This window comes from Kiloniella spongiae, assembly GCF_001026905.1.
Lineage (GTDB): Bacteria > Pseudomonadota > Alphaproteobacteria > Kiloniellales > Kiloniellaceae > Kiloniella > Kiloniella spongiae.
The window spans coordinates 824952-835061 of record NZ_LAQL01000002.1 but is presented as its reverse complement, the minus strand read 5'-3'; the positions used below and the strand labels follow the sequence as shown (position 1 = coordinate 835061).

Here is a 10110-nt window from a genome sequence, read left to right as displayed (position 1 = left end):
TTGTTGTACTACTCGTCTGGGCATAAGCGCCACCAACAAAAGAGGCACAGAGACTTCCTGCCAAGCATATTCCCGTCAGACTTAACTTCGTCAGACGTGGCCCAGCCGCACGTAAACGCGATAGCAACAACATCTATGATGATCCCCCCAGATCGAACCTGAAAACTTTCAAAAACCAAGAACTAAAAAACGACGTTTTTCAGAAACCGAGAACTCGGCAACAAGAATAGAAACACTAGAAATAATTACCAATCTGTCAACTAGGGAGTGACAGCTGTCGTATTTATTGTCCCATAATCGGTTAAAACCACCGCATTCATGCGGTAAAACTAATTGAAGGTGCGTGCAAAGCACGCTCGTTATTCACATAGCCGACTTTTAGTCGGTCCTATGAGAAACCTACCGACTTTAGTCGGTAGTGGTTTAGTTCATACTGCTTGTTCGTCTGGCTCTTGAGCTGAGAAGTTATCCCATCTTTTTTGCTAGATCAGCTGCCTTTAAATTTGTATATCGTTTAAGGCTCTGAGGGTCTTTATGGCCAGAAACTGCGGCTACTTCCATGACGTTCCAATTTGCTTCAAATAGTCTTGAAATGGCTTCGTGTCTGAGGTCGTGAAAATTAAAGTGTTCTAGGTCAGCGCGTTTACGTGCTCTCTCAAAGGCATTTTTTATTCCTTCGGCGGTTGTTCGCAGAACTTGTCCACTTTCTTGTTGTGGTAAGTTTTTTAGAGTTTGTATTGCGATAGAGGACAAAGGAACATCTCTTGAGTGTCCGTTTTTTGTATCGGGGAGATGTGCTACTCGGGTTTCCAGGTCAATGTGTTGCCATTGCAAATTAAGTAATTCGCTTCGCCTCATTGCTGTTTCTAGGGCTAGAGTGACTGCAGGTTTAATCCAAGGGTTTCGGCAAGAATCAAGAGCGGTCATTAATCTTGCTTCATCATCTCCGTAGAAACGCATGATACGGTTATCATTCACTGTAGGACGCTTCACTTTCGTAACCGGATTTTCCAATAGGCCGAGCCTTCGTAGAGATGATTCTATAACGCTGTGAAGGAGGCCAAGTTCTCTTTTTACTGTGCCTGGTGCTTTGTTTTCGTTTAGGCGTTTATCACGATAGCTTTCAAAGTCTTCAATGGTTAGCGTTGCCATGATACGACAAGTTAGATCTTGTTCACCGTGTAAGAATTTTTTGAGACGCGCTATTTCTGCTCTGCCACCCTTATGCTTGGGGGCAATATCCTTAATGTAGCGATCGATGACATCTTCCAGAGTTTCTCGTTCACTCAAGGATCGATCAATGAAGACAGAGCGCGTCATTTCAGATTCAATAACAGACGCCCATGCTTCTGCCTCACGTTTAGAATCAAAAGTTTTACTCTGTACAGGGTAACCTTGTTTGCGAATCTTGGCCTGCCATTGATATGCCCCGCGTTTGGAAATAGTCGCCACTTTCCTGCTCCTAAAAGAAAAGACTTTAGAAGTCAGTGTCCCAAAATTGTCCCAAAAAGGCAAAAAAGAGATTCTTGAAAATGCTAAGTAATTGATTTTATTGGCGCACCCGACAGGATTCGAACCTGTGACCTTCGCCTTCGGAGGGCGACACTCTATCCAGCTGAGCTACGGGTGCTTAAGCATAGGGCCAATAGGGCGGACATTACTGCAAGCTATGGACGAGGTAAAGGGGCAAAATGGCTGTTTCCTTTGTTGTGGGTCATAAAGTTATTGAGTTGGTAAAATTATCTTAAAGAGCTTCGACATTGGTTATGCTTTACTTGGTAAGCCCATCTGTCTCGCGGTGAAAACCAAGATGTTGACGTCTCTAAAGAGGCCTTGGAATTTCCGATACCTTTCCTATATTGCTTTGATAATAAGTTGAACGCGCTGCGTTAGTGCTTTTTTCTTGTGTTCTACCTGTCCTTTGTGGCTTGTTGGGCAACAGATTTTTTGGATGTGGTAAGATGCTTTCTTCTGATTGAAGGCATTTATCGCTGGTTTGATGTTCTGATACCGCTGAGATTGCGTTTGATCAGAACAAAAAGGGAGTTAGGAATGGCGCGTCAAAAACCGAATTGGATGGGACCTGCAATTGAATATGGTCCAATTCTGATCTTTATGGGGATCTATTATGGTTTTGATCGTATTGTCGCCGCCTTCCCGCATGAGCTTCTCCAGAATACAACACAGTTGATTGCCGCGACTGTGGGCCTGATGATCACCACCGTGATCGGGATTGCCTTTTCACTCTATTATGATGGCAAGATTCCAAAGGTTCCCCTGATTACCGCTGTTGTGGTGATGATTTTTGGTGGTTTGACGGTCTATCTGAACGATGAAACTTTTATCAAAATGAAGCCAACGATTATCCAGACCATCTTTGCGTTGGTTCTTTTCGGTGGCCTGTTTATTTTCAAACGTCCATTGATCAAGCCTTTGATGCAAAAAGCATGGAACATGACCGATGAAGGCTGGCGCATTCTAACCATCCGTTTCGGTTTTTACTTTCTTGGTATGGCGGTGTTGAACGAGATTGTCTGGCGCACACAGTCTAATGATTTCTGGGTGAACTTCAAAGTTCTTGGGTCAATGGGTTTGATGGTGCTCTTTATCTTTAGCCAGTATCCTGTGATCCGCAGATATCATCTACCTGAAGAAGACGAGGCATAGCCCCCTCTTTATTTATAGCTCAATCTCTTTTTGCGTTTTGTTTCAGATCTTCCTGATCCAGTTTTTTCTGGGCGTTAAGGTCGGCGCTCGACGGCAAAGGCGTTGCCGGGTCTTTCACCCAGTTTGCAATGTCGGTAAGGACTGTTTCGGCTTGTAAATCCCGTAACAGCATGTGCCACCCTTCCGGGTAGAGCGCGGCCTTTTGCGGGCCGGAAATGCCGTTGGGCAATCGCTTCCAGACATCGCGCGTCGGGTGCCAGGGCACAACTTCGTCCTTTTCGCCATAGAGCAATAGTGCGGGCAGGGTCAGACTGTCGGGCGACCCATAGGCGGCATCCATTAAATCAGTCAGGCCATAGACGCTATCAATCCGGGTGCTTTTGATCACAAGGGGATCTTTGCCAAGGCCAATCAACATGGGAATATTGTCCGAGGCCTGTATCTTCAGCCCGCTGCCGGTAAAGCTTGCCCATGGGGTGGTATGGGCAACCAGCCACAACGATGCGCGTTGGTACCACGGCATGGTTTTTCTGGCCCATACAGCCGGCGCGGAGAGAATAACGCCATCAATATCTAACGTGGTAATCTTGTGAGGAGCTGAATCGCTTTGCTCTGACGCGTTTTGTTCTTCCAAAGCAGCCATGGCTACTGCGCCACCCATGCTGATACCAAGCACATAAAGCGGTGTATCGGGATGTCGCTGACGCAAAAGTTTAGCGGCCGTGCGCAGATCTGAGGTCATACGTTTATGTCCACCCCACAAGCCGGGATGAGGGGCTGCACCAAACCCACGTTGATCATAGGCATAGGTGGCAATCCCGGCGTCTTTCCAAAAGGTTCCGGGACCATCAAAGGCATTGGAATAGTCATTGAAGCCATGAAGACCGAGAATGATAACGGAGGGTTTCTCTTCGGGTAGCCAGCTTCGTAGAGGAAGCTGCAGACCATCGTCTGTAACCAGGTAATCATCGGTGAGCTCTGCGGCCTGTGTAAGTTCACCGACGGGACCAAGGCGCGGCGTACAGGCGGCAAGTGACGTTATCAGTATTAGGCACAAAAAAAGGGAGTGCCATAACCTGTTATCTAGAACTTTACCCGTACTAAACATTCCTAACCTTCAAGCTATTCTTCGTCTGGCAGTCTGACTTAGATATGAGACTGGGCGCCTGAATGAAGTATCTGATTCCTCGTAGTTTATGGCAAGAAATCAGTTTCGATATTTAAAAGGAATGAACTGGTAAAAGATAAATTGGGGGTACAGGGGGAAGATAACCTTCCCCCTGAATTATGTTCTTATACGGTCATATTCTATGCCGCTGCGTTATGCGCCCCGCGGGTCAGTTGCAGGAAGATATCTTCCAGATCGCCCTGATCCGTTGTCAGATCCAGAATGGAAAGACCGGCGTTATGCGTTGCTTTGAGGATCTCTGCGAGCTGGCCGTCATCTGACTTGTAGGTAAAGGTTAGCTCTCGGGCTGATTTTTGTTCAACGTGGAAAGCCGTAAAGCTGCCGGGCAGGCTATCAAGATCTTCGCCGAGGGTAAGGGTCAGCGTTTTGCTTTCGATACGTGCAAGCAGGGCTTGGGTGGTGTCACAGGCAATGACCTGTCCGTGATTGATGATGGCTATTTCATCACACAATTCTTCTGCTTCTTCCAGATAGTGCGTGGTCAGCAGAATGGTGGTGCCACGTTTGTTCAACTCGCGCACATAGGCCCAGAGCTGTTGGCGGAGCTCGATGTCCACACCTGCGGTTGGCTCATCAAGAACAAGTACCGGTGGGCTGTGCACCATGGCCTTACCAACCATCAAACGACGTTTCATACCGCCGGATAGGCTACGGGTATAGGTTTTTGCCTTGTCGGTGAGGCCCATAACATCCAGAATTTCTTCACTGCGGCGCTCGCTTTTGGGAACGCCATAAAGGCCCGCTTGAAGTTCGAGTAGTTCCAGAGGTGTGAAGAAAGGATCAAAGTTCAGTTCCTGTGGCACCACACCAATTGACATGCGCGCGGGACGCATTTCGTCCACAATGTCATGACCCCAGATCGTGGCAGAGCCGCTGGTTTTATTGACCAGACCAGCAAGTATGTTGATCAGTGTTGATTTCCCGGCACCGTTTGGTCCCAAAAGGCCAAAGATACTACCGCGCGGGATTTTGAGATCAACAGAACTCAGGGCGCGTTTTTCTTCGGCGTTTCCGGCGGCTTGATAAACCTTGGTCAGACCTTCGAGTTCGACGGCGTAAGTGGGCATGCCAGATGGATCCTTATCTGTTGTGTCCTTATGTGCAGAGTCTGGAAATTCAGACTGCTCCGAAGTGTTTTGTCCCAAGCTGTTTTGTGGGGAGGGATTGCTTGTTTGGGCGTAACTGTGATCGTCAGGCATAATATGTACTATCTGTCCGTCTTAAAAGGCTGTTTACCCAAAAAGGTCTAGAATGGTTTAAACTGTTGTCCGGCGGGGAAAAGGAAGCCGTTGGAAAAAGAGGCTGGAAACTTTCCTGTCTGGACGGTAAAAGAATTTCAGCATCATTACATAGTGACTATTGTCTCAATAATAAAGTCCCCCATGGAAAAGTGGGCTGAAAATCGCAAGGAAGACTTGCTGTTCAGTTCGAAAAACAAGGGGTGAAGTCAGGAAAGAATTATGGCCGTTACTGAAACGCAAGAGGTTGAAACCAACGTTGTTGCCTGTGATGGCGGCAGTGGTCCCGAGGGACATCCGCTCGTTTATCTCAACATGAACGGGAAGAATGAGATTACCTGCCCCTATTGCAGTAAGCATTTTACCCTTAAAGAAGGTGCTGGCGGTGGAATCGGTCACTAAGCCCTTCGGTTCAAGATATGTTCAAAAGCTCCATACTCTAGGTGTGGGGCTTTTTGTTTTTTGTGAGTCGGGTTGACTTTTTTTTGCGTTCAGTTCCGTTTTTAGCCAGAATTGTCCGGGTCGGGATTTAATATGATGTATGTATCTATTTAGCCCGTTAGAGAGTCCGATGCTTGATTCAAAAGTTTGCCAAAAAGCCCGATTATCCAGAGACCCTCGGTTCGATGGTAAATTTTTTACAGCGGTCAAAACCACAGGGATTTATTGCCGTACGATCTGTCCGGTCTATCCGCCGAAAGAAAAGAACGTCTTATATTTCCCTTCTGCGATAGAGGCGGCGAATGCTGGCTATCGGCCTTGTTTGAGATGTCGCCCTGACAGCGCACCGGGTTCACCAGCGTGGAAAGGAACCAATGCGACATTGGACCGTGCAATCAGGTTGATTGACGAAGGCGCTTTGCAGGATGGATCTCTTGAACAACTTGCTGATCGATTAGGGATTACAGACCGGTATTTGAGGCGTCTCTTTGATAAAAATCTTGGTATTTCCCCGAAGACTTATGCGCTTTATCAGCAGTGTCTGTTTGCGAAGCAGTTATTACATCAGACGAATTTGCCAATTATTCAGGTAGCGTTTGCGAGTGGTTTTAAGAGCCTGAGACGCTTTAACGATTGTTTTAAAACACATCTCAAATTGACGCCTTCACAGGTGCGGAAGAAAGGGCAATCAACTTCAAATATCCTGCAGCTAAATCTCTACTATCGTCCTCCCTACGATTGGAAATCCATGCAGAGGTTTTTAGCAAAGAGAGCTATAGGTAAGCTGGAATGGTGCGATGAAACCAGTTATGGGCGGACCTTTAACTGGCTTGGTTCTCAAGGTCATTTTACCGCACGTCATGATTCAGCAAAAAACCGCTTTATCGTTACGATTGCTCTGGATGATCTTTCTCATCTGAAAGCAGTGGTCGCCAACATCCGCAGGGTGTTGGATATGAATGTGGATATTCAAGCCATAGAATCAGATATTGAGGGCTGTATTTGTCCGTTGTTCCCGCTTAAATCCGGACTGCGATTACCGGGCATATGGTCTTCTTTTGAGGCGGGTGTCCGTGCCATTCTGGGGCAGCAAATTTCGGTTGTGGCTGCTCATGAACTGGTCAAAATTCTCGTAGAGGCGTTGGGGAGTTCCATGGGTGATAACAAGATTTTCCCAACGCCCGAGCGATTGGCCGAAAGTGACTTTGATTTTCTGAAAATTCCAATGTCACGGAAGCAAACGTTACGAAACCTGGCACACCACTATCTTGATCATAATACCCCGGATGATCTGTCCACTTGGCATAAGTTGCAAGGAATTGGACCGTGGACAATTGGCTATGTCCAGATGAGAGGGCAAAGTGACCCAGATGTTTATCTTGATAGTGATCTCGGTGTGAAAAACGCGCTGCAAAAATATACCACAGCGATCAATTCTGACATGGCGGCCCCTTGGCGAAGCTATCTAACCTTACAGTTATGGAACCAGTTATAATGTATACTGACTATATCGAAACACCCCTTGGCATGGTGGAAATCAAAGCGTCAGAAAAAGGTGTTCGACACATTATTTTTTGCGGTTCCGAACGAACAGCTGTCGAGCCGAACTCTATCACAAATCGCTGCAAACAGCAGCTTAAAGAGTATTTTGACGGTTCGAGAAAAGAATTTGATTTGCCGCTTGATCCTCAGGGAACTGATTTTCAAAAATCAGTTTGGGCTATTTTGGCCAAGATTTCCTTTGGGGAAACACTTTCTTATATGGATATTGCTGAGAAGCTGAACAATCCGAAGGGAGTACGCGCTGTGGGTGGTGCAAATGGCCGTAACCCAATTAGTCTCATTCTTCCTTGTCACAGGGTTGTTGGCAGCAATGGAACGCTTACGGGCTATGCAGGTGGTGTGGCCAGAAAGCAGTGGTTATTGGAACATGAAGGTATTCAGTTGAATTTTCTCAGGAAAAACGAGCAACTCGATCTTGGAGATGTGATCCATACCCGTCAGGATAAGACCCGGTTTTTAAATAAACCATAATCCTCATTAACATATTCACTTAGACAGATACTAAGGCAATCTTCATACCTTAAAAGTTATGCTGAAGCCCAATTTCGCCCTTTTTCGTTTTTTGAAAGTAGGCTTATACTTTTGCACGCAAGATTATTGATGAGGTTTCGCAAGAGATGAAGCTTATGTGGTGGCGTTTGGAAACTTTAGCCAAGCATGTTTATAGAACAGTTCATGGTTTGAAAATTTCTGTGTCCAAGAGTTGCGTTCTTGGAACTGTTGCGCTTGGTATCATTGGCTGTAGCACCTTGTTATCAACACAGCTACATGCACAGGATGAAGAAGAACTGTCCGCGCAGGAGTTTATCGCAGGAAATATTCTGCTGACACTCTATCACGAAGCAGGGCACGCCTTTGTGTCTATGTACAATCTTCGACTGACTGAAAATGAAGAAGATGCCGTTGATCACTTCTCTATCATCGCCCTGACCGAAGAACTTAACGAAGGTAATCTGAGAGAAGAGCGGGAAATTCAGCTCGATAACTATCTTTTTTCAACGGCTCTCTATTGGTTGGTCATGAGTGAGGATGAAAGCTTTGACGCCAGCAGTGAAGGTCGTGAGCATTCACTGGATTCAGAGCGGTTTTTGCAACACCTGTGTATGGTTTACGGATCAGATCCTGATGTCTATGTGGATTTGCCTGCGGACTTTGATGTTGCTGATTTAGTTACGTCGGAATGTGTTGGCGAGTACGAAGACAAAACCGATGAGTGGTATGACATGTTGGCATCACACTGGCTTGGAGATCGCATCCGTACAGACAGGATTGTAATTGCCGAAGATAAACCGGACCCGCGCTACAAGGGCTATCGTGAGTGGTTGCATGTACATGGTATTCTTGATGAGTTTGAAAGCTATGTTGAGGGAAACTTTTATCTGCCGCGTAAAATTACCCTGCGATTGATGTCCTGTGGCGAAGCCAATGCTTTTTGGGACCCGGAAAGCTTTGAAATTATCCTTTGTGATGAACAGATTGCAGAATACAGCCATATCTATGATCGCCTTGCGGAAGAGAACGGATAAGGCTTTGGACCTAACCTGATTATTATAGTATCTTTTCTTCTAAATAATACGCATCAGAGAGAATGATTTTGATCTTGTCTCAAGATGGTTTTGGTCAGGGAAGCCTTTGTTACGGTCATTTTTCGGCAGTCGTCGACGCATAGAAAAACTGGTTCCGGATTTGAAAGCCTATGCCATCGCCCTTTGTGGCGATCGGGATCAAGCTGAAGATCTGGTGCAGGAAGCAATCGCGCGGGCGTTAGAATCTGGATCACGATTAAAATCAGCAGACGAATTACGGCCCTGGCTGTTCCGTGTTCTTCGCAACCACTTCTTTGATGAACAAAGAAAAAAGACGGTGCGTAGGGAATATTTTGCACAGGAGAAACGTTGGGTAAGTGAGATCAACGACCAATCCCTTGATCCTGAAGATACTTTATCAATCAGAAAGGCTTATGAAGAACTCTCCGCGGATCATAGAGAGGTTTTGGCCTTGGTGGATATTTTGGGATTACGTTACAAAGAAGTGGCCGAGCTATTGGACATTTCTCCGGGCACGGTTATGAGCAGGATTAGTCGTGCACGGCAAGCGTTGTTGCAAAGGCTGGAAGATGAGGCGGAAGAAAAGATTGTTAAGTTCCCATATGAATACCGTTAATTGTGAGTACTGTTAATTATGTCCTCTAAGGATGGCCCCATCGGTGAAAAGCCGAATTGGGAAATACTAAATGCTTTTCTCGATGGTGAATTATCTCCGTCCCAAGAGGCATGGGTAGAAAGCTGTGCCAAAAAAGATCTGGATATTGCGTCTGAAATTGCACGACTTAAGCTTTTAAAGAACGCCCTGGCGGGGAGTGCTTTGATCAGTTCTGACGAACAGACATCTGCCACAGAGGAAAGAAAAACGACTGGGTACAAACAGATCGCGGGCGGGGTATCTGCTCTTGCTGCGGTTATTGTCTTGTTTGTGATGCTATTTCCTTTGGGGTATTTTTCTTCTCCCGATTTTGACTATTGGGCGCTGGACCGTCATGAAGATCTGTCCGGCCAAAGTTTTGTTGTATCGGAGCTTGAATACAAGCCTCTGATCGCGGCTGCAGTATCGGGCACGATACAAGCGCCGGACCTTACAGGCAGCAAGCTTTATCTTGTGGATTTGTCTATCAGCACTTTTGATCGTGATGACGCAATTGTTATGCATTATCGGGGCTTACGGGGATGTCGGGTTTCTTTGTTGGCAACGCCCCTTCAGAATGGTCAAAAGCTTCATAACAGTGAGATCGAGGAAGGGTTTTCTGATCGTGTCGGGGCAAAAAATCTAGTATCCGATTTCTGGAATGGGGAGCGTTTTCGTTTTGCTTTGCTGGCAACAGGTATGGAACAAAAGCGGTTTGATTCTATTGCGACTTATCTGAAGCTTGAAGGGGAAAGAAACCTTCCTTCTTCTAATGATGAAGTGCAGTACGCAATGCAGCAGGTCTACGCGCAGTCGACACCTTGTGCGTAG

The 10110-nt window shown here is 46.3% G+C and carries 10 protein-coding genes and 1 tRNA gene; 7 read left to right on the top strand and 4 right to left on the bottom strand.

What is annotated here, in order from left to right:
• Positions 1-465: 465 nt before the first annotated feature.
• Both WH96_RS03890 and WH96_RS03885 read right to left on the bottom strand, forming a co-directional pair.
• On the bottom strand, positions 466-1452 hold the full coding sequence (locus tag WH96_RS03890; protein WP_047762734.1) for a tyrosine-type recombinase/integrase: 987 nt from the start codon (positions 1450-1452) through the stop codon (positions 466-468).
• A gap of 101 nt (positions 1453-1553) precedes the next feature.
• Positions 1554-1630 (bottom strand) — tRNA-Arg (locus WH96_RS03885).
• A 422-nt stretch (positions 1631-2052) separates the two neighbouring features.
• On the opposite strand from WH96_RS03885, the gene WH96_RS03880 reads away from it, so the two are divergent.
• Positions 2053-2667: a septation protein A gene (locus tag WH96_RS03880; RefSeq protein ID WP_047762862.1), complete on the top strand. Its 615-nt coding sequence runs from the start codon at positions 2053-2055 to the stop codon at positions 2665-2667.
• Positions 2668-2686: 19 nt separating this feature from the next.
• Here the strand turns inward: WH96_RS03880 and WH96_RS03875 are convergent, their stop codons facing one another.
• Both WH96_RS03875 and WH96_RS03870 read right to left on the bottom strand, forming a co-directional pair.
• Positions 2687-3775, bottom strand: a complete 1089-nt coding sequence (locus tag WH96_RS03875) for an alpha/beta hydrolase (protein ID WP_047762733.1) — start codon at positions 3773-3775, stop codon at positions 2687-2689.
• Between the two features lie 200 nt (positions 3776-3975).
• Entirely contained in the window at positions 3976-4923 is a 948-nt protein-coding gene (locus WH96_RS03870) for an ABC transporter ATP-binding protein (RefSeq protein ID WP_047762861.1), read from the bottom strand.
• 393 nt (positions 4924-5316) lie between these two features.
• Here WH96_RS03870 and WH96_RS03865 point away from each other — a divergent pair, with 393 nt between their 5' ends.
• The 6 genes from WH96_RS03865 to WH96_RS03840 all read left to right on the top strand — a co-directional run bounded on the left by WH96_RS03865 (position 5317) and on the right by WH96_RS03840 (position 10110).
• Entirely contained in the window at positions 5317-5496 is a 180-nt protein-coding gene (locus WH96_RS03865; RefSeq protein WP_047762732.1) for a zinc-finger domain-containing protein, read from the top strand.
• Between the two features lie 169 nt (positions 5497-5665).
• Complete coding sequence (locus WH96_RS03860) at positions 5666-7030, top strand: DNA-3-methyladenine glycosylase 2 family protein (protein ID WP_047762731.1); 1365 nt, start codon at positions 5666-5668, stop codon at positions 7028-7030.
• On the top strand, positions 7030-7569 hold the full coding sequence (locus WH96_RS03855; RefSeq protein ID WP_047762730.1) for a methylated-DNA--[protein]-cysteine S-methyltransferase: 540 nt from the start codon (positions 7030-7032) through the stop codon (positions 7567-7569). Before WH96_RS03860 ends, WH96_RS03855 begins: the two co-directional genes overlap by 1 nt.
• A 146-nt stretch (positions 7570-7715) precedes the next feature.
• Positions 7716-8624, top strand: a complete 909-nt coding sequence (locus tag WH96_RS03850; RefSeq protein ID WP_082130308.1) for a DUF4344 domain-containing metallopeptidase — start codon at positions 7716-7718, stop codon at positions 8622-8624.
• A 106-nt stretch (positions 8625-8730) separates the two neighbouring features.
• A complete protein-coding gene (locus WH96_RS03845; protein WP_047762728.1) occupies positions 8731-9261 on the top strand; it encodes an RNA polymerase sigma factor in 531 nt (176 codons plus the stop codon).
• 18 nt (positions 9262-9279) lie between these two features.
• Positions 9280-10110: an anti-sigma factor gene (locus WH96_RS03840; RefSeq protein ID WP_047762727.1), complete on the top strand. Its 831-nt coding sequence runs from the start codon at positions 9280-9282 to the stop codon at positions 10108-10110.